Source organism: Actinospineispora acaciae DSM 45401, from assembly GCF_000620785.1.
Lineage (GTDB): Bacteria > Actinomycetota > Actinomycetes > Mycobacteriales > Pseudonocardiaceae > Pseudonocardia > Pseudonocardia acaciae.
On the sequence record NZ_JIAI01000024.1, the window covers coordinates 41,187 to 60,333 of the forward strand.

The following is a 19,147-nucleotide window of genomic DNA, read 5'->3' on the forward strand; positions in this document are numbered from 1 at the left end:
GGTCGGAGCGCGCATTATTGGTAGGCGGTTCCATAGGGGGAGGGTATTCGCTGCCCTAGCGTCCCGATACATGAAGTTCTCGGCCGCCGCGAGCACCACCGTGGGTGCCGCTGTGAGCGGCGAGGTCCGGCCGGCACGGTGGCTGGGGGTGGGCGAGCGCGCGCTGTACCTGATGGTCGGGGACTCGACGGTGGTCGCCGTGGTGACGCATGACGCGGTGCGGCTGCCCTGCGCGGTGGTGCTGCCGAGCCGGCACGACGAGCTGTCGCTGCACACGCTCGCGGGCACTCGCCCGGCCGCCCGGGTCGGTGCCGGCCGCATCGAATGGCTCGGGCCGGCGGGGACGGTGGTTGTCGAGGTCGCCCGGTGGTGGCGGCCGCCTCGGGTGCGGCCCGGCCGGCTGCCGCACCCGACGCTCGGGCGGCTGCGGCACGGGGTGGCAGGGCGTGACATCGGCGTCGAGGCCCGCCGTGTCGCGGCGCTCGCGGCCGCCACCGACGAGGCAGGACAGGCCGAGGCGGCCGTCGGCCTGCTGGGGCGCGGGCCCGGTCTCACCCCGAGCGGGGACGACGTGCTGGCCGGGTTCCTCGTCGCCGCGCGCGCCTTCGGCCGGCCCAGCCGCGGTGTCGAACGGGCGGTCGCCCTGCATGCCGGGCGGGCGACGAGCGCGCTGTCGGCCCAGCTTCTGCGTCACGCCGCGCGGGGTGAATGCGCCGAGCAACTGGCCACCGTCCTCACCTCGCCGCGCCGCGGCGACACCGCGTCGACGGCCCGTCCGGTCGCCCGGCTGCTGGCCGTCGGCCACACCTCGGGGGCCGCGCTCGCGCACGGCGTGCTCGCCGCGGCAACGACCAACCGGATTCGGGCCGCGACCGGTGTCGCGGGACAGGAGGTGTGATGAGCGTCGTGCATGTCGAGGCGCGCCAGGGAGCCTATGCGGACTCGGTCGCGCTCATGCAGGTCAGCAAGGCGGCCGCGGCGACCGACGGTGTCGAGGCGGCGCTGGTGGCGATGGCGACCGAGCTGAACCTGGGCCTGCTCGGGTCGATGGGGTTCGCCCGCCCGGATCCCGTGGGCCCGAACGACCTGCTGGTCGCCCTGCGCGCCCGCGACCACACCACCCTGGCGGCCGGACTGGCGACCGTGGAGCAAGGACTCGCTCCCCGTCCCCGGGCCGCCCCCGGTGTGCTCGGCGAGCAGGCCCCGCGCACGGTCTCCTCGGCGGCCCGCCGTGCCGGGCCCGGGCTCGCGCTCGTCTCGGTGCCGGGAGAGCACGCGTTCACCGAGGCCATGGACGCCCTCGACGCCGGCTGCGATGTCATGATCTTCTCCGACAACGTCCCTGTCGAGCAGGAGATCCTGCTCAAGGACACCGCCGCCGCGCGCGACCTGCTCGTTCTCGGACCGGACTGCGGCACCGCCGTGATCGACGGCGTCGGGCTCGGCTTCGCCCACAACCTGGCGCCAGGGCCGGTGGGGGTCGTCGCCGCCTCGGGAACGGGCGCCCAGCAGGTCCTCTGCCTGCTCGACGCGGCCGGTGTGGGCATCAGCGCGGCGCTCGGCGTGGGGGGACGCGACCTGTCCGGCGCCGTCGCCGGCCGCTCCACCCGCGCCGCGCTCGCGGCGCTCGACGACGACCCGGCCACCGAGCTCATCCTGGTCGTCTCCAAGCCACCCGACGAGAAGGTCGCCCGCCAGGTGCGCGAGTACGCCCTCGGCCTGCGCACGCCCGTCCAGTTCGCGCTCGTCGGCCCCGGCCAGCCCGACCTGACCGCCGCCACCGAGACCGCGCTGCGCGGCCTCGGGGTCGCGGTGCCGCGCTGGCCGCGCTGGCCCAACAGCCACCCCGGCCCGCGACCCGGGTCGCTGCGCGGCCTCTTCGCCGGCGGGACGCTCTGCGACGAGGCGATGGTCATCGCCGCCGACCGCCTCGGCCCCGTCCTGTCGAACATCCCGCTGCGGCCCGAATGGCGCACCCACCCGCACGCCCCCACCCCCGGCCACTCGATGATCGACTTCGGGGACGACGAGCTGACCACCGGGCGCGCCCACCCCATGATCGACCAGTCGCTGCGGCTCGCCCGGCTGGCCGCCGAGGCATCCGATCCGGCCACCTCGGTGATCCTGCTCGACGTGGTGCTCGGCCACGGCGCGCATCCCGACCCCGCGGCCGAGCTCGCCCCGGCCATCGCGACGGCACGGCGGGCCGGGCGGGTCGCCACGGTGATCAGCTTGATCGGCGCCGCCGCCGACCCACAGGACCTGGCCGGGCAGGCGGTCGCGCTGCGCGACGCCGGGGCGCACGTCTTCCTGTCCAACGCCCACGCGGCCGCCTTCGCCTGCGACCTGATCGCCACCGGCGGCTGACAGACCCGGAGGAGAGAGACCATGAGCGACCTGATGCGCCGCGAGCTGCAACTGATCACCGCCGGCCTCGACCTGTTCGCCGAGTCCGCCGAGCGGCAGGCCGCCCGTGTGGTCCGCGTCGCGTGGGAGCCGCCACCGCCCGGCACGGCCGGCGACCTCGCGCGGGTGCTGGCCGACCCCCGCCGAGAGCCGGCGAACGCGCGGGCCGCCCAGCGCGTCCTGACCACGCGCGCCCACCTGGTCGACGTCCTGCCCGCCGCCGATGCGCTCGGCCTCGGCCCCGGGCGGCTGCTCCACGCCGGTCCGCCGCTCGCCTGGGAGCACGCGTCCGGCCCGATGCGCGGGGCGCTGATCGGGGCCACCCTCCTCGAAGGGCTCGCGCCCGACGCCACCGGCGCGTCCGCCCTGCTGGAGCGGGGCGACATCGACCTGGAGCCGTGCCACCACCGGGGCGCGGTCGGCCCCATGGCGGGGGTCGTCTCACCCTCGATGTGGGTGTTCGTGCTCGAAGACCTCGAATCCGGCCGCCGGACCCACTGCACGCTCAACGAAGGACTGGGCAGGGTGCTGCGCTACGGCGCCTTCTCCGACGACGTCCTCGACCGGCTGCGCTGGATGTCGGCCGTGCTCGGCCCGGTGCTGCAAGCGGCGGTCCGCGCCCATGGCCCGATCGACATCACCGCGATCCTGTCCCAGATGGTGCAGATGGGCGACGAGGCGCACAACCGCAACCGCGCCGGGACGCTCATGCTCGTGCGTGAGCTGCTGCCGAGCGCCGTCGAGTCCGCGCACCCCGCGCGGGACGTCGCCGACGTCGCCCGTTTCATCGGCGGCAACGACCACTTCTTCCTCAACCTCGCCATGCCCGCGTGCAAGCTCGCCCTGGACGCCGCCCGCGACATTCCCGGCTGCACGATGGTGGTGGCCATGGCCCGCAACGGCACGGAGTTCGGCATCCAGGTCTCCGGCACCGGCGACCGGTGGTTCACCGCCCCCGCGAAGGTGCCGGAGGGGCTCTACCTCGGTGAGTACGGACCGAGCGATGCGAACCCCGACATCGGTGACTCCGCGATCACCGAGACCGCGGGGCTCGGCGGGGCCGCGATGGCCGCCGCGCCCGCGATCGTCCGGTTCGTGGGCGGCACCGTGACCGACGCCCTCGCGAGCACCCTCGGCTGCTACGAGATCACCCTCGCCGAGCACGGCTCGCTGTCGATCCCGGCGCTGGACTTCCGGGGAACGCCGGTCGGGATCGACGTCACCCGCGTCGTCAGGACCGGCATCCTCCCAAAGATCAATACGGGCATAGCGGGCCGGATCGCGGGCACCGGCCAGGTCGGAGCCGGCCTGGTCACGCCGCCCGCCGAGGTCTTCTCCTCGGCGCTGCGCGCGCTCGCAACGGCCGCCGGCTGACGGCGAGGCGGTGGCAATGATGCGCGAACCTGGTCACGCGAGGGTCAACTACGTCGGCGCGCGGGTGGTCGACGTCGTACGGAGCACGGTGCTGGAGGACGCGGTGCTCGTCACCGAAGGCACCAGGGTCAGCGGCTTCGGCCGGCGCGCCGACTACCCGAGGGAGCTGCCCGGGCAGGTCGTCGACTGCACCGGGGCCACTATCGTTCCCGGCCTGTTCAACTGCCATGTGCACCTGGCGCTCGACGGAGACGCCACGCCCTATCCCATCAAGCTGCCCTACCTGAGGTCCTTGGCGGAACCCGACCTGTTCGCCATCTACGCCGAGCAGGCCCGCCGCAACCTGCTCGCCGGCGTCACGACGGTACGCGACACCCACCCGGGGCCGGGCGGACAGACGACGACCTACCTGGTCCTCCAGGAGGCGCTCCGCCGAGGGCTGCTCGTGGGCAGCCGCGTCTACCTCTCGCTTCGGCCGCTGGTGGTGCCCGGCGGCCACGGCACGCACTGGCTGTCCCGGGCGGTGAGCGGAGCGGACGAGACGGTTCGCGCCGTCCGGGAGAACGTCGCCGAGGGCGCGAACCTCATCAAGCTCATGACGGCGTTCGCGTGGGGTCCGCTGCCGGGCAAGCCGGAGTCGTGGTCGAGGTACTTCGCCCCGGCGGAGCTGCGCGCCGCGGTGGACACCGCGCACGGGCACGGCCTGCCGGTCGCGGCGCACGCCCACGGCACGAAGGCCATCCTCGACTGCGTCGCCGCCGGGGTCGACTCCATCGAGCACGGCACCGGACTCACCCCCGAGCTGGTGGAGCTGATGGCGCAACGAGGCACCTTCCTCGTCCCCACGCTCGCCTCGTACCACAACTTTCACCGAGCGGGCCCCGGCCACGGGGAGACCGACGCGCGCGTCGGCGACTCCGACTATGTGCGACGGCGCCAGCGCGAGGGCCTGGAGCTGGCGATTCGGGCGGGCGTACGGATCGCGGCCGGTACCGACTCCGGGTTCGTCTACCTACCGCACGGCGACGTCATCGTCGACGAGCTCGAGCTCTACGTCGAGTGCGGCATGTCGCCCATGGGCGCGCTGCGGTCCGCGACCCGCACCGCCGCACAGCTCGTCGGCGTGGTCGACGAGCTCGGCTCGCTCGAACCGGGAATGGTCGCCGACCTGCTGGTCGTCGACGGCGCGCCGGACAAGGAGATCACGGCACTGCGCGCTATTCGCCGCGTCGTCAAGGAGGGCCGCGCTATCGAACCCGATGCCGGTTCGCCCCTGAACGCCGAACCGCTTTCCCGCAACGTCGTGCGAACCGAGATGCAGAACACCCGCCCGTAACGGGGCGCGCACGTACTGACTGTCATTCTCAATGTCGAGGAGTGACCATGTCCATCACCAGTACCGAGATTTCCGAACGGCTGGACGCGCTTTCGGTCGGCCGATTCCATCGTCGGGTGATAATCACCCTATCCTGCATCTTCTTCTTCGAGCTCGCCGACCTGAGCACGCTCGCATACGCCGGCCCCGGACTGCGCGAGCACCTCGGAATCACCCTGGACGAGTTCGCGCTCATCAACTCCGCCGGTTTCCTGGGCATGTTTCTTGGCGCGACGTTCGGCGGGCGGCTCGCGGACCGCGTCGGCCGGCGCCCGGCGCTCATCTGCGCGGTCAGCACGTTCAGCGTCTTCTCCGCGCTCAACGGCGCCGGTTGGAACGCCGAGACGCTGGCACTCGCCCGTTTCCTCACCGGCTGCGGGCTTTCTTTCATGGTCGTCACCGCGATCACCTATCTCGCCGAGGTCGTGCCCAGCACCCACCGTGGCCGGCTCCAGGCGGCCGTCACGGGATGCGGGATCATCGGCATACCTGTCATCGCCTTCGTCGCGCTCGCGACGGTGCCCCACGGCTCGTGGGGCTGGCGAGTCGTCTTCCTCTTCGGCGGGCTCGGGCTCGTCTTCGTCCCGTGGGTCGCCCGCCTGCCGGAGTCGCCCAGGTGGCTCGCCGAACGCGGCCGCGTCGCGGAGGCGGAACAGGCGGTGGCCACGATCGAGGGCGAGTCGGGCGCGGGCGCCACACCCGTCACGGCGCGGCCGCCCGCCCCGCCGGCGGATGCCCAGGGACCACCGCCCCGGACGGCGCGCATCGCCGAGCTGTTCGCGGCCGGTACCCGTACCCGCACGATCATGCTGATCGCGGTGTGGTGCTTCCAGACGCTGGGCTACTACGGGTTCGTGGCATGGGTGCCGACGCTCCTGGCGGCGCACGGCTACTCCATTGCCAACTCGCTGCTGTTCACCGCCCTCGCCGCGATCGGCGCCGTGCCCGGCGCCTTTCTCGCCTGGCCGATCTCCGACAGGTTCGGCCGGAAGCTACCGATCGCGCTCATCACGCTCGTGATCGCGGCGTGCGGCGTCAGCTACGGTCTTTCCCGAACCGCGCTCACCATTGTCCTGTTCGGCCTGCTGGTCAACATGCTTACCCAGACCTTCATCGCGCTGCTCTACGCGTACACGCCGGAGCACTATCCCACCGCGCTGCGCAACACCGGCACCGGCATCTCCTACGGTGCCGGACGACTCGCCAACATATGCGGCTCGTTCATTGTCGCCGCCATATTCGGCTCCTTCGGCTACGTGTGGGTCTTCGTCTACATCGCCGGCTGTTGGACACTGGTCTCACTGGCCGTCGCCCTGTTCGGCGCCCGCACCGAAAGGCGGCCGCTGGAAAGGCTCAACCGGCGGTGAGGTCCTTTCGGTAGGTTTCGCCGGCGCTGACCGCGGCGCCGGCGCTGATCAGGCAGCACGTCGCCATGAACGTGGAGAACAGCAGGTTGTGCGGTGCCCCGCCGGAGACGGCCAGCAGGGACGCCGCCAGGGCGGGGCCGAAGCCGCCGCCCAGGACGCCGCCCAGGTGGTAGGTGATGGAGGCGCCGCTGTACCGGGTTGTCGCGTCGAAGGACTCGGCCAGGAACCCGGACTGCACCCCGTAGACGATCGGGTGCACGGCGGTGAACAGGACGTATCCCAGCACGAGCAACCCGACCGACCGGGTGTTGATCAGGGCGAACGTGACGAAGGAGGCCGCGCCGGTCAGCAGCGCTCCCGCGATGTAGACCGGTCGGCGCCCGACCGACTCCGAGACCAGCGCCGCGATCGGCATGATCACCAGCGAGATCAGCGCGGTCGCGGAGGCGATGGCCAGCACCGTGGAGCGCGGGTAGCCCAGCTGCACCGCGTAGGCCGGCCCGAACGAGTTGAGCACCGTCTTGGCCGTGTACGGGCCGATCACCAGCAGGACGCCGATGACCAGCTTGCCTCGGTGGTTGCGCAGCAGCTCCAGCAGCGGCGGTCGCTCCCGCTCGACCTCGGCCGCGCGCCTGGCCTGCACCTCACGGAACACCGGGCTCTCGGTCACGCCCAGCCGGATCCACACCGCCACCACGACCAGCACGATCGAGACCAGGAACGGCAGCCGCCACCCCCAGGCGAACAGCGCCGCCTCCGACATGGAGCCGGTGACCAGTGCGAAGCACGCGGTGGACAACGAGATCCCGAGGCCGACGCCGACCTGTGGCACGCTCGCCGCGACGGCTCGCCGCCGGCTCGACGAGTAGTGCTCGAGCGAGAGCAGCACGGCGCCGCCCCACTCGCCACCGCCGGCCAGGCCCTGCAACAGCCGCAGCAGCGTCAGCAGCACCGGGGCCAGCACGCCGGCCTGCTGGTAGGTCGGCAACGCGCCGACCGCGACGGTGGACAGCCCCATCAGCAGCACGCTGGAGATCAGCACGTTCTTGCGGCCGAACCGGTCACCGAAATGGCCGTAGAGCAGCCCGCCGATGGGCCGGACGACGAACCCGGCGCCGAGCGTGCCGAACGCCGCGATGGTCCCCACCAGCGGGCTCAGGTCGGGGAAGAACAACCTGTTGAAGACCACCGCGGCGGCGGCCCCGTAGAGGTAGTAGTCGAACCACTCGATCAAGGTGCCCAGGAAGCTCGCCCACAGCACCCGGCGCCGGGACCGGAGAACGTCCGGCGCCGGTGTCAGCCGATCGTGCTCGACCATGGCAACGCGTCTCCTCCGCCGTTGGAGTGTTCGGGATGCGGCACCGCGACGGCATCGAGCAGCCAGATGCCGTCGGCGCGCAGCCGGACCGGGTTCAGCTCGAGCGTGGACAGCCGCTGCTCGGCGTGGAACCGGGCCAGGGCGTCGAGCAGCTCGCGCAGCCGGCGCCGGTCCGCGTCACCGACCCGCGCATCGAGCCGGTCGAGCGCCCGGTCCACGTCGTGGCCGCTGAAGGGGACGCCCAGGAACCGCACCTGGTCGCGTTCCTCGACGTCCGTCCCGCCCAGGCCGAGGGCGAGCACGGTGCCGACCGGCTGCCGGCTCAGGCTCACGAACAGGTCGAGCCCGGGGCCGATCATCCGCTCGACCAGCAGCTCGGTCAGCTCCAGCCCGGCGGACCGGGCCGTCGACACCAGCTCGCGCCGGGCGGCCAGCAGGGCGGCGCCGTCCCGGATGTCGAGCCTGACCAGCCCGGCCGCCGACTTGTGCAGCACGCCGGGGCTCAGCCCCTTGAGGACCACCGGGTAGGCGTCCAGCTCGGGCTCGGCGCTGTCGACCGGCCAGTGCCTCGCCGGGGGCACCCGGAAACCGTGTTCGCGCAGCGCCCGTTTCACCGCCCACTCGCTGGGCAGGTCGCCGGCCGGGCGGCCGGGTGGGGCGGTGGCCTCCGGTGAGCACGGGCGGGCCGGGGGTTGGTCGAGCCAGGCCGCGAGGCCGTCCAGGACCGCGTCCACCGAGGCGCCGACCACCAGCTCCGGGTGTTGCGCCCGCAGGCCGAGCACCGAGTCGGTGCCGGGCGAGTAGGCCAGCTGGCTCGCGATCGCGGGCACCCCGCACGCCCGTGCACCCTCCGCCACCAGGGCCAACTGCTCGCGGTGCGCCGGCAGCTCCGGCCCGGGCAGGCCGAGCGAGGGCAGGTAGACGCCCACCGCCACCTCGGCGTCGGCGAGCACGGCGGTGACCGCGCGGCTCATCAGGCTGGGGTCCGACAGCGCCTGGCCACCGATGTCGAGCGGGTTGTGGGTGCTGCCGAGGCCGAGCCCGGTCAGGGCGTCGCGGGTGTCCGGGCCGAACGGGTCCAGCCGGACGCCTCGGGCGTGGGCCAGGTCGGCGAAGTTGCCGACCGCTCCCCCGGAGGCCGCGATCACGCCGACGTTGTGCCCCGTCGCCGGGCCGGCCGCGCTGTCCAGCTGGAGCGCGAACAGCAGCCCGTCCAGGCCGCGCACCAGCCGGACACCGAGCTGGCCGAGCAGGTCGGCGGCCACCCGGTGGTCGCCGGCCAGCGCTCCGGTGTGGGTGGCCGCCGCCGTCCTGCCCTGTGCGGAGCTGCCCACGGTGAGCGCGTAGACACGGGTGCCGGCCTCGCGCGCGGCGGTGACGGCCGGGCGGAGCCGTTCCCACGGCGGCAACGCCTCCAGCAGCAGGCCGAGGACGCGCACCTCCGGCAGCACGCCGAGCGCGGCGACCCAGTCGGCCGCGTCGGTCCCCCCGGCGTTGCCCAGCGACACCGCGTGCGACACCCCGACCCCGGCCCGGTGCAGGCTGGCCAGGCTCCCGGTCATCAGCCCGCCGCTCTGCATGACCAACGCGACCGGGCCCGGCTCCACCGCCCACGGCACCGGGGCGCCGACCGCGCAGAAGCCCTCGCGCACCGCGTACATCCCGATCGTGTTCGGGCCGACCACCGCGATGCCGTGCCGGTCGGCCGTGGCCAGCAGCTCGCGTTCGCGCCGGGCACCTTCCCGGTCGCTCTCGGCGAACCCGGTGGACAGCACCACCAGCCCACCGACGCCGGACGCCGCCGCGTCCTCCGCGATCGCCGGCACCGCCGCCGCCGGTGTCACCACCACCGCCACGTCCACCGGCGGGGCGTCGCGCAGGGTGGGGAAGCACGGCAGGCCGTCGACCTCGGCGGCCTTCGGGTTGATCGCCACGAGCCGGCCGCCGAAGCCGCGCTCGCGCAGGTTGCGCAGCACCATCCGGCCGTAGAAGTTCCGCTCGGAGGCCCCCACGACCGCCACCGACCTCGGCGCGAGCAGGCGGCTGACGTCCCGGCTCACCTCGGCGTCGCCTCCGCCGAGGGCGACAGCGAGCCGCCGTCGCGGAACCAGGAGATGGCGTCCTTCAGCCCGCGCTCGCGGATCTGCTCGACCATCGCCTCGTTCTCCGGCGTGGTGTGCGCGATGGCGTCCCATTCCGCGCCGAACAGGAAGGCGGTGCGGAAGCCCTGGCTCTCCATCACGCGGTTGAGCGCGAGCTTCTTCAGCCGCAGCAGCGAGGCGGGGGTGCGGGCGATCTCGCGGGCGGTGCGGCGCGCGGTGGCCAGCAGCTCGCCGGGCGGCACCGCCCGGTTCGCCCAGCCGAGGTCCGCGGCCTCCGCGCCGGTCATCGAGCTGCCCGCGATGTAGGACAGCTCGCGCGCCCGCTTCATCCCGGTCAGCCACATGCTCACCGGCCCGAGCAGCCCACCGCCCAGCGGCACGCTCGGCCAGGCCACCGAGGCGTCGGTGGCGACGATGGTCAGGTCGGCGCAGACGCACAGCATCGACGCGCCGCCGATGCAGTGCCCGTGCACGGCGGCGATCACCGGCTTGTCCAGGTCCCAGACCGCGAGCCAGCGCTCCAGGTTGCGCCGCAGCCGGCGCCAGTCCTGGTAGGCGCCGGGCTCGGTGCCGTTGCCCTGGGCGCGCCGCACGTCGTAGCCGACGCTGAACGCCCGCCCCGCTCCGCGCAGGATCACGCACCGGGCGTCCTGGTCGTCGGCCAGCGCGTCGACCGCGCGGGAGAAGGCGTCGAGCATCTCGGTGTTGAACGCGTTGAGCTTCTCCGGACGGTTGAGCACCAGCTCGACGACGCCGTCGCCGAGGTCCGCACGCTCGATCAGGGGCACGGGGTTTCCTCCATGGATGTCAGCAGGTCCTCGACCAGGTCGCGCAGCATCAGGACGTGACGCACCCGCAGGTGGGCGCCGAGCTCCCAGGTCATGCCGATCCCGCCGAAGACCTGCAGCGAGATCTCACCGGCGCGCACGGCCCCGGCCAGCGCCAGCCGGACCGCGCCCGCCGCGGGCTCGCCGTCGTTGGCCGCCATCACCAGCGCGGTGGTCGCCTCGGCCACCCCCACCGTCGCATCGGCGAGCAGGTGCTTGACCGCCTGCAGCGCCCCGATCGGTCGGCCGAACTGCACCCGGGTCCGGGCGTGCTCGACCGCCCGCTCGACCAGGACCCGGGCGGCGCCGACCGCCTCGGCCGCCCACAACACCGCCAGCCGACGGCCCGACTCCGCGCCGACGGGCCGATGGCTCGCCAGGCAGACGCGCACGACGCGCAGGGTCGGGGCGAAGTCGTCGACCACCGCGTCCGGCGGCAGCTCACCCGCCAGGCCGACGACGTGTATCCCCGGCAGGTCACCGAACGGGATCCGCACCCGATCCGGGCGGAACCGCCTCGGAACCGCCACCGTCAGCGGCGCGGGCGACGCCTCGGGGACGGCGGGCCGCAGCGCGAGCGTCGCGGTCAACGGCAGCGGCACCGCGTGCCGGCCGACCACGGTGGCCACCTCGACCAGGTCACGCACGGACAGCCCGTACTCGTCACCGAGCCGGTCCCAGCCACCGTCCCGGATCACCGGCCACCGCCCGGACATGTCCGCCCGGGCCAGCAGCCCGGACAGCGCCGAGGCCGCCTCCAGCGCCGTCGGGCTCGCCGCCGCGGTCATCTGGGCAGCCCCAGCAGCCGTTCGGCGACCAGGTTGCGCTGTACCTCCGACGTCCCGGAGAAGATCGTGCCGGCCCGGCTGTCCAGGTACTCCGTGCGCCAGCGGTCGTCGTGCTCGGGGCAGCTCAGCGACACCCCGTACCCGGCGAGCTCCTGCCAGGTGTGGCTCCACATGAGCTTGAACACCGAGGCGATCTCGCGCGCCTCCGCGCCGTCCGCGCTCGCCTCCAGCGCGCGCAGGGCGTGCCAGCGGATCAGCTCCACCCGGATGTGCAGCCGCTCCAACTCCGGTCCGCCCGCTCGCGCGCAGCACTCCCGCAGCAGCCCGACCAGCGCGGCGAACGAGACGTACCGGGTGATCGCGTCGGCCGGCCCGCGTTCCTCGGTGAGCACCGACAGCGCCATCCGCCACCCGTCGCCCTCGGCGCCGACCCGGTTGCGGCACGGCACCACCGCCTCGGTGAGGAACAGCTCGCAGAACCGGGACGCCCCGCTGATCTGCCGGATGGGCCGCACCTGGACCCCCGGCTGGCGCATGTCCAGCAGGAACATCCCGAGGTTGCGGTGCCGGGGAGCGTCGGCGCAGGTGCGGGCCAGCAGCAGGCAGAAGTCCGCGTGCTGGGCGAACGACGTCCAGGTCTTCTGCCCGGTGACCCGGTACTCCTCGCCGTCCCGGACCGCGAGCGTCCTGACGTTCGCCAGGTCGGAGCCGGCCTCGGGCTCGGAGAACCCCTGGCACCACACCTCGGCACCGGACAGGATCGGCGGCAGGAACCGCTCGACCTGGCCCGCCGTGCCGTGTCTGATCAGCAGCGGCCCGGTCAGCAGCCGGCCCACCCGGCCGTACCCTTCCGGCGCGCCGGCCAGCGCCGCTTCCTCGTGGTAGACGAACTCCGCCCGCGCGCCAAGGCCCCGGCCGCCGTGCTCGGCCGGCCAGGACAACCCGGCCAGCCCGGCGGCGTGCAGCCGGCGGTCCCAGTCCCGGCGCATCGCCACCTCGTCGCGGTGCGCGGCGCGCACGGACGGCACGTTCTCGGCCAGGAATGCCCTGACCTCCGCGCGGAACCCGTCGAGCCCGGTCATCGCCCGGTGCCCAGCGCGTCGAGCAGCGACCCACAGCCGCGCACGAACTCGGCCGCGCCCAGCCCGGTGCCCGCCACCTGGAACACCAGCTCGTCCACCCCGCGAGCGGCCAGCTCGCCCTCCAGCCGCCGGACCCGCACCGGCAGCTCGCCCGGGGTGGCGACCAGGCAGAACTCGTCGACCATCGGCTCCGGGAGGCACTCGGCCAGCTCGTCCATCGACGTGCCCGGCCGGGCGCGGAACCGACGGCGGACCTCCGCGACCGGCGCCTCCCACGGCCCGCCCTCGACGACCGGGGCGTAGCTCGGCGTGGTGAAGTAGAACGCCAGGTTGCGCCGGGCACGGGCGCGGGCGCTCGCCTCGTCCTCGTGCACCGACGTGATCCGCCAGGCCGCCAGCCACGGCCGCTCCCGGCCCGGCCTCGCGCCCGGCCTCGCGCCGGTCATCGCGGGCAGCGCCACCCCGTCCAGATAGGGCAGGTACGACACCAGCGGGTGCAGCGCGACGCCGTCACAGCTGGCCGAGGCGTCGGCGAGCATCCGCCGGTTGACCCCGGAGCCGAACACCCGAAGCGGCGGCAGGCCGCGCAGCTCGTCGCCGGCCAGCGGGGTCGGCACGTCCGCGCGGTAGAACGGCCCCTCGTGGCGCAGCCCGTCGGTGGCCGCCCAGGCCGCCCGCATGACCGCCACGTAGTCGGCAAGGCGGGGGCCGGGATGGTCGAAGTCGTGCACCCCGTAGCGGCGGGTGCGCATGCCCTTGGTGCCCGCCCCGACGCCGAGGGCGAACCGCCCGCCCGTCGCGATGTGCGCGTCGGCCGCCGACGCGGCCATGGCCAGCGGCGCCCGGGTGAAGGCGTACGCGATCCCGGTCGCCACCCCGATCCGCTCCGTGTGCAGGCCCAGGGTGACCGCCCGCACCAGCGCATCGCGCGGGGTGGACTCCGTGGTCCAGATCCGGTGCAGGCCGGTCGCCTCGGCGCGGCGCGCCACCTCGATCAGCGGGCGGAAGGCATTGGTGGACAACACCAGCGAGCGCTTCATCGGATCGCCACCGGGTTCGCCGGGGAGCCGACGCCACCGGCGATGGCCATCGGCATGGACACGAACAGGAAGCTCCACCGCCCGTCCCCGGCACAGGCGCCGGCGAGCTCCTCGAAGTCGAACAGCTCCCCCAGCGGAATGCCCAGCAACGCCAGCAGCCGACGGTGCAGGCTGCCCACCGCCGGATCGCCGGGAGACACCTCGACGGCCGGGTTGTCGCAGGCCAGGCCGGCGATGTGCCAGTCCCACAGCAGCTCCGCCATGTCCTCGTCGGCGGCCAGGCCGGTGAACGGCGGCCGGCCGCGCTGGGCCAGCAGCTCCCGGTCCGCCTCGCCCAGCGCCCGGTACTCGCCGGCCCAGCCGGTCCGCACGCAGAGCAGGTCGCCGGGCCGGACCTCGACGTCCTGCTCGGCGGCCGTCCGCCGCAGCTCGGCCGCCGAGATGCTCCGCCCGGCGAACGCCGACTCCCCCGGACGACGGCTCCGCGCGTCCAGCAGCACGCCTCGCCCGACGATTCCGTGCCGCGCCCAGTGGTGCACGCCCAGCCGGTCACCCAGCGCGGGCGGATCCGCCGTCTCGCCACCGAAGAAGCCGAACTCCCGGAACCGGACGTGCCGGAAACCGTCCCACTGGGTGCCCGCCTGCGGGTGCAGCGCATCCAGCCGGTCGTCCCAGCTGTTGCGCCCGGTCTGGAAGACGGTGTGAGTGGCCGGTTCCCTGCCGTACAGCGGCGGATCGGGTAGCCCGGGGGGCAGCTGCACGCTGATCCGCCGCCCGGTCCGCACCTCGGCGACCGCCGACGCCACCCGGTCGTCGGTGAGCAGGTTCAGCGTGCCCAGCTCGTCACCCGCGCCGAAGACCCGCCAGGCATGCCGCACGCCGGGCACCCCCAGCCCCGGCAGCTCCGCGTACTTGGGCAGCTCGTCGTCCATCCACACCATCCATGACCCGAACACTTGATCGGACTCGTCCTAGTGCTTGTTCGGATCGAACCTAACAGCAATTCAGGTACTGTCAAGCACGGGCTAGCATGTGTGGCCGACCAGGAAGGGGCGCACGTGACGCGGGAGTTCGCCGACCGGATCGTGGCCGCGCGGGCCCCTCGCCGAGAGACCAAGTCGCTGATCTACCAGCACGCGCTGCGCCTGTTCGCCACCCGCGGCTACGCCAGGGCCAGCCTGCGCGAGATCGCCGAGGCGGTCGGCCTCGAGGTGGCCAGCCTCTACACCCACATCCAATCCAAGCAGGCGCTGCTGTTCGACCTCATGGAGTTCGGCAACCGCGACCTGCTCGAGCGCCTGGTCGCGGCGGCCGGCGGCGCAACCGACCGCCCGCTGCCCCAGCTTTACGTGCTCACCAGGGAAAACGTGCTGTCACACTGCCGGCACCGCCACCAGACCACCGTGGTCTACAACGAGATCCGCGAGCTGAACCCCGAACAGCGCGAACACATCGTCGCGCTGCGGCGCAAGATCGAGGAGCTGTTCCGGAGCCAGCTCCGGCGCGGCATCGAGGACGGCAGCGTCCGCCCACTCGACGTCGCCACCACCACGTTCGGCATCCTCGCGATGGGCCGGGGCGCGGCCGGCTGGTACCGCGAGGACGGCCGGCTGACCGCCGAACAGATCGCCGACGGCTACGCGGACCAGACCGTCCGCGCGGTGGCGGCCACGGCCCAGCTCCAGCGGATCGGCGACGAACCGATCAACCTCGCGGCGCTGTCCTGAGCGGCGTGTTCAGGGTTCCCCCAGGCCTGGCCCGATGGCGCGGCGCGCGAGGCGCGCCAGGGAGAGCAGGAGCAGGACGGCGGCCGGGACCACGCCGGCGACCGCCAGCCCGGCCCGGGGGCCGAGGTGCTGGGCGATCATGCCGAGCAGCGGTCCGCCGACGGCGCCGCAGCCCATGATCACGAGCAGGTAGGCGCCCATGACCCGCCCGCGCAGGGTCTGCCCGGCGGTGAGCTGGAGGGTGGCGTTGGCGGCGGTGTACATCTGTTGGGTCGCGATGCCGACCGCCGTGAGGGCGCACATGAGGCTCCAGGGCGTGGGCATGGCGGCGGCGAGCAGGTAGGCGCCGGCCAGGGCGTACCCGGTGCGGGTGAGCCCGCGCAGGGTGGTGCGGGTCCGGCCGGCGGCGATGAGCCCGCCGATGATGGAGCCGACGGCGGCGGTGGCGGTCAGCAGTGCGTACCCGAGGGGGCCGGTCCGGGCGGTGCCGGCGTAGGCGGCCAGCGTGACGGGCAGGTTCAGGGCGAACATGCTGAACACGCCGGCCACCGTGATGGGCCGCCAGATCTCCGGCCGCCGCGCCAGCCTGCGCAGCCCGCCGGGAGCGAACTCCGCGGCGCGCCGCACCGGGTGCGGGATCTGGTCGGGGTCGATGCGGGCGAGCGCGAGGAACGGGGCGACGTAGCAGGCGGCGTTGACCGCGAACGCCCAGCCGGGGCCCACGGCGCCGACCAGCACGCCGGACACGGCCGGCCCGACAAAGCCGCCGAGCTGGAACGTCGAGGCGTTGAGGCTGATCGCGCTGTGCATCTGGTCGCGCTCGACCAGCTCGGTGACGAACGCGAGCCGCACCGGCCAGTCGATCGCGGCGACGGTGCCGAGCCCGGCCGCCACGAGCTGGACGTGCCAGGCGGTGACCTGGTGGGTGAGGGTGAGCGCGGCCAGCAGCGCGGCCATGGCGGCCGCCGCGACCTGGGTGGCCTGCAGCACCCGGCGTTTCGGGTAGCGGTCGGCGATCCACCCGGCGGCCAGCCCGAACACCAGCGTGGGCGCCCACTGCAGGGCGGTGGTCACGCCCACGGCGGTGGCGTCGCCGGTGAGGCTGAGCACCAGCCAGTCCTGGGCGATGCGCTGCACCCACAGTCCCGTGGTCGCGACCGCCTGGCCGAGCAGGAACAGCCGGAAGTTCCGGGAGCGCAGCGCGGAGAACCTGGAACGCCGCGAGGTCGGTGGTGCGGACCGATCGGAGGTTTGCTCGGGTCTGTCGGCCGCCCGGGTCACGGCGAGAATGCCTCCTTCATAGGGGGTCTGCGCAACCATCGTCCGGTGACAACACCAATTGACAAAGAGAATCCAGCTAATAATTCTCATTGCGAACTGGAATGAGCGGGCTAGCCTGGGACCGTGGTGTTCGCCCCCGAGCAGGTACGGACCTTTCTGGCGGTGGCGCAGTCATTGAGCTTCACCCAGGCCGCGACGGCGCTGGGCCTGCGCCAGCCCACGGTGAGCCACCACATCCGCAAGCTGGAGCAGGCGGTGGGCCGTCCGTTGCTGGTCAGGGACACCCGCAGCGTGAGGTTGACCGTCGACGGTGAGGCGATGGTCGGTTTCGCCCGCTCCATCCTCGCCGCCCACGCCCAGGCGGCGGACTACTTCACCGGCGCCGGGGTGCGGGGCCGGCTGCGGTTCGGCGTCACCGACGATCTCGCCCTGACCCGGGTGCCGAGGATCCTGCGCGACTTCCGCCACCTCAACCCCGGCATCTCCCTGGACCTCACCGTGTCCCAGCTCAGCGCCCAGCTGCAACGCCGGGTCGAGTCCGGCCACGTCGACGTCGCCTTCCTCAAGACCACCGCCGGCGAGGGCCGGGGCCGGCTGGTCCGCCGCGACCGGCTGGTCTGGGCCGCCGTCGAGGGCACCGGCGCGCAGTGGGACGACCAACGGCCGGTGCCGCTGATCGTCTACCAGGCACCCAGCCCCAGCCGGGCGCTCGCCGTGCAGGCCCTGGAGGACGCGGGCATCAAGCACCGGGTGGCCTGCACCGCGCGCGGGCACAACGCCGTGCTCGCCGCCACCCGCGCCGGCCTGGGCGTCGCCATCTTCGCCCGCAGCCTGCTGCCGCGCGACCTCACCGAGCTACCCCGCAGCATCGGGCTGCCCGAGCTCGGCGAGCTGGACCTGGTCCTGCTCACCAACCCGCGCGCCCCCACCGAGCCCGTGGAGGCCCTCACCACCACGATCCTCACCCACGCCAACCCCACCCGCCCCATCCACGACCCCCGCCACCGGGCGGCGGCCCAGCCGATGGGGACGAGCGTCATGCGGGCAGCCAGCCGCCGTTGACGTCGAGCACGGCCCCGGTGATGTACGAGGCCCTGGGACCGGCCAGGAACTCGACAGCGTCCGCCACGTCCTCCGGCGTGCCGGCCCTGCCGAGCGGGATCTGGCGCACGACCGAGGCCCGTTCACCGTCCGCGATGTTGCGGTTCATGGCGGTGGCGATGAACCCGGGGGCGACGCCGTTGACCCTGATTCTCCTCGGCGCCAGCTCGCGGCACATCGAGACCTGCAGGTTGTGGAGTGCGGCTTTGGAGGCGGCGTAATGCGAGGCCGACGGGATGAACGGCGGAAAGACCGCGTCGCGCCGGCCTCCGGTGGCCATTCGGGTGGCGATGGACAGGATGTTGACGATGGACGCCGTGCCGTCGGTCGGCATCTGCCTGGCCAGGTGCGTGGAGACGAGGAACGGGCCGACGGTGTTCGCCCGCAGCACGGCCATCAGCCCGGACGCGTCGATCTCGTCGATCTCGAGCTTGCCGGCCGGCCCCTTGGGCGAGATTCCCGCGGCGTTCACCAGGACCGTCACCGGCGCCAGGGCGTCGACGGTACGGGCGAGCTCGATCACTGTCGGCTCGTCGCTCAGGTCGCCGCCGAACGAGACATGTTCTCCGGGCAGCTCGGCGGCCACCGCCCGGGCGCGGTCGGGATCGAGGTCGGCGACGCAGACCCGGTGGCCCGCGTCCGCCAGCCTCCGGGCGATGACCGCGCCGATCGACCCGGCGCCGCCGGTGACCACTGCGAGGCTCATGGCATCACGTCTCCGCCGTTGGGTGAGAGGGTTTGGCCGGTGTAGTAGGAGCCGTCGTCGCCGAGCAGGAACAGGTAGGTTCGCGTCACGTCCCTCGGGGTGCTGAACCTCCCGAGCGGAATGCGTTCGAGCTGCAGGTCGAGGTGCTCCTTGGGCATGCGCCGCACGCGGTCGGTGAGTACGACGACGGGGGCGACGCAGTTGACGGTGACCTGGTGCGGAGCCCATTCCGTCGCCAGCGCCCTGGTGAGCCCGACGACGCCGGCTTTGGCGGCGGCGTAGGCGGCGTCGTTGGCCTGGCCGCGCACGCCGAAGATGGACGCGGTGTTCACCACCCGCCCGCCGGCGCCGCACATGTGTGGCATGACTTCTCGGCACATGAGGAAGGTGCTGGTCAGGTTGGCGTCGATGAGGAAGTGCCAGTCCTGGTCGGTGATGTCTTCGAGTGGGCCGAGTCGGTTGTTGCCGGCGATGTTGAGCAGTCCGTACGGCGCGCCGTGGTGTTCGATGCCGGCCGCGACGGCGTGGGCGACCTCGCCGCTGTCGGTGACGTCGGCCGCGACCGGCAGCAGGCGCGCGTGGTGCGGGAGCCGGTCGAGCGCGTCGGTGGACAGGTCGATCGCGGTGACCGCGAACCCACCGGCCAACAGCTC

Annotated in this window: 17 protein-coding genes; 7 read left to right on the top strand and 10 right to left on the bottom strand. The window is 73.4% G+C overall.

The features are described from left to right. Window positions 1–70 precede the first annotated feature (70 nt). Genes N912_RS58810 through N912_RS0145410 form a run of 5 tightly spaced genes read left to right on the top strand, consistent with a single transcriptional unit; the run spans window position 71 to window position 6,522 of the window. Window positions 71–898 (top strand): oxamate carbamoyltransferase subunit AllH family protein, encoded by an 828-nt coding sequence (locus tag N912_RS58810; protein ID WP_051581704.1) that lies wholly within the window; start codon window positions 71–73, stop codon window positions 896–898. Continuing rightward, window positions 898–2,367: an AllF/FdrA family protein gene (locus tag N912_RS0145395; protein ID WP_028927665.1), complete on the top strand. Its 1,470-nt coding sequence runs from the start codon at window positions 898–900 to the stop codon at window positions 2,365–2,367. The genes N912_RS58810 and N912_RS0145395 overlap by 1 nt, the downstream gene beginning before the upstream one ends. 21 nt (window positions 2,368–2,388) lie before the next feature. Then, entirely contained in the window at window positions 2,389–3,780 is a 1,392-nt protein-coding gene (locus tag N912_RS0145400; protein ID WP_028927666.1) for a YlbE family protein, read from the top strand. Between the two features lie 19 nt (window positions 3,781–3,799). Further along, window positions 3,800–5,116: a metal-dependent hydrolase family protein gene (locus N912_RS0145405; protein ID WP_169748069.1), complete on the top strand. Its 1,317-nt coding sequence runs from the start codon at window positions 3,800–3,802 to the stop codon at window positions 5,114–5,116. 47 nt (window positions 5,117–5,163) lie between these two features. Then, complete coding sequence (locus N912_RS0145410) at window positions 5,164–6,522, top strand: MFS transporter (protein WP_037070089.1); 1,359 nt, start codon at window positions 5,164–5,166, stop codon at window positions 6,520–6,522. Here the strand turns inward: N912_RS0145410 and N912_RS0145415 are convergent. From N912_RS0145415 to N912_RS0145445, 7 genes are read right to left on the bottom strand one after another with little or no spacing between them, the layout of a single operon-like run. Further along, window positions 6,509–7,840: an MFS transporter gene (locus N912_RS0145415; protein WP_064745583.1), complete on the bottom strand. Its 1,332-nt coding sequence runs from the start codon at window positions 7,838–7,840 to the stop codon at window positions 6,509–6,511. The two genes, N912_RS0145410 and N912_RS0145415, sit on opposite strands and share 14 nt — an antisense overlap. Next, window positions 7,819–9,900: a CoA-binding protein gene (locus N912_RS0145420; RefSeq protein WP_028927670.1), complete on the bottom strand. Its 2,082-nt coding sequence runs from the start codon at window positions 9,898–9,900 to the stop codon at window positions 7,819–7,821. Before N912_RS0145420 ends, N912_RS0145415 begins: the two co-directional genes overlap by 22 nt. Next, window positions 9,897–10,730, bottom strand: coding sequence for an enoyl-CoA hydratase/isomerase family protein (locus N912_RS58815; protein ID WP_051581706.1), 834 nt, complete (start codon window positions 10,728–10,730; stop codon window positions 9,897–9,899). The genes N912_RS0145420 and N912_RS58815 overlap by 4 nt, the downstream gene beginning before the upstream one ends. Further along, window positions 10,721–11,557, bottom strand: a complete 837-nt coding sequence (locus N912_RS62955; protein ID WP_051581707.1) for an acyl-CoA dehydrogenase family protein — start codon at window positions 11,555–11,557, stop codon at window positions 10,721–10,723. The genes N912_RS58815 and N912_RS62955 overlap by 10 nt, the downstream gene beginning before the upstream one ends. Continuing rightward, window positions 11,554–12,639, bottom strand: a complete 1,086-nt coding sequence (locus tag N912_RS0145435; protein WP_028927671.1) for an acyl-CoA dehydrogenase family protein — start codon at window positions 12,637–12,639, stop codon at window positions 11,554–11,556. Before N912_RS0145435 ends, N912_RS62955 begins: the two co-directional genes overlap by 4 nt. Further along, complete coding sequence (locus tag N912_RS0145440; RefSeq protein WP_028927672.1) at window positions 12,636–13,679, bottom strand: LLM class flavin-dependent oxidoreductase; 1,044 nt, start codon at window positions 13,677–13,679, stop codon at window positions 12,636–12,638. The genes N912_RS0145435 and N912_RS0145440 overlap by 4 nt, the downstream gene beginning before the upstream one ends. After that, window positions 13,676–14,611 carry a cyclase family protein gene (locus tag N912_RS0145445; RefSeq protein WP_028927673.1) on the bottom strand — a complete coding sequence of 312 codons (936 nt, stop codon included), beginning with the start codon at window positions 14,609–14,611 and terminating at the stop codon, window positions 13,676–13,678. The genes N912_RS0145440 and N912_RS0145445 overlap by 4 nt, the downstream gene beginning before the upstream one ends. Before the next feature lie 126 nt (window positions 14,612–14,737). On the opposite strand from N912_RS0145445, the gene N912_RS0145450 reads away from it, so the two are divergent. Further along, window positions 14,738–15,406: a TetR/AcrR family transcriptional regulator gene (locus tag N912_RS0145450; RefSeq protein ID WP_037070071.1), complete on the top strand. Its 669-nt coding sequence runs from the start codon at window positions 14,738–14,740 to the stop codon at window positions 15,404–15,406. A 9-nt stretch (window positions 15,407–15,415) separates the two neighbouring features. Here the strand turns inward: N912_RS0145450 and N912_RS58825 are convergent, their stop codons facing one another. Beyond that, window positions 15,416–16,687: an MFS transporter gene (locus N912_RS58825; protein ID WP_051581709.1), complete on the bottom strand. Its 1,272-nt coding sequence runs from the start codon at window positions 16,685–16,687 to the stop codon at window positions 15,416–15,418. Between the two features lie 123 nt (window positions 16,688–16,810). Here N912_RS58825 and N912_RS58830 point away from each other — a divergent pair, with 123 nt between their 5' ends. Then, entirely contained in the window at window positions 16,811–17,749 is a 939-nt protein-coding gene (locus N912_RS58830; protein WP_245645936.1) for a LysR substrate-binding domain-containing protein, read from the top strand. Here the strand turns inward: N912_RS58830 and N912_RS0145465 are convergent. After that, window positions 17,724–18,494 carry an SDR family NAD(P)-dependent oxidoreductase gene (locus tag N912_RS0145465; protein ID WP_028927675.1) on the bottom strand — a complete coding sequence of 257 codons (771 nt, stop codon included), beginning with the start codon at window positions 18,492–18,494 and terminating at the stop codon, window positions 17,724–17,726. The two genes, N912_RS58830 and N912_RS0145465, sit on opposite strands and share 26 nt — an antisense overlap. Continuing rightward, window positions 18,491–19,147 (bottom strand): SDR family NAD(P)-dependent oxidoreductase (locus N912_RS58835; protein ID WP_051581710.1); only part of this gene is annotated, 657 nt, incomplete at its 5' end. The genes N912_RS58835 and N912_RS0145465, both read right to left, overlap by 4 nt.

Coding starts and splice junctions, on each gene's coding strand:
- N912_RS58810 (WP_051581704.1), top strand. CDS start 71: ATGAAGTTCTCGGCCGCCGCGAGCACCACCGTGGGTGCCGCTGTGAGC.
- N912_RS0145395 (WP_028927665.1), top strand. CDS start 898: ATGAGCGTCGTGCATGTCGAGGCGCGCCAGGGAGCCTATGCGGACTCG.
- N912_RS0145400 (WP_028927666.1), top strand. CDS start 2,389: ATGAGCGACCTGATGCGCCGCGAGCTGCAACTGATCACCGCCGGCCTC.
- N912_RS0145405 (WP_169748069.1), top strand. CDS start 3,800: ATGCGCGAACCTGGTCACGCGAGGGTCAACTACGTCGGCGCGCGGGTG.
- N912_RS0145410 (WP_037070089.1), top strand. CDS start 5,164: ATGTCCATCACCAGTACCGAGATTTCCGAACGGCTGGACGCGCTTTCG.
- N912_RS0145415 (WP_064745583.1), bottom strand. CDS start 7,840: ATGGTCGAGCACGATCGGCTGACACCGGCGCCGGACGTTCTCCGGTCC.
- N912_RS62955 (WP_051581707.1), bottom strand. CDS start 11,557: ATGACCGCGGCGGCGAGCCCGACGGCGCTGGAGGCGGCCTCGGCGCTG.
- N912_RS0145435 (WP_028927671.1), bottom strand. CDS start 12,639: ATGACCGGGCTCGACGGGTTCCGCGCGGAGGTCAGGGCATTCCTGGCC.
- N912_RS0145440 (WP_028927672.1), bottom strand. CDS start 13,679: ATGAAGCGCTCGCTGGTGTTGTCCACCAATGCCTTCCGCCCGCTGATC.
- N912_RS0145445 (WP_028927673.1), bottom strand. CDS start 14,611: ATGGACGACGAGCTGCCCAAGTACGCGGAGCTGCCGGGGCTGGGGGTG.
- N912_RS0145465 (WP_028927675.1), bottom strand. CDS start 18,494: ATGAGCCTCGCAGTGGTCACCGGCGGCGCCGGGTCGATCGGCGCGGTC.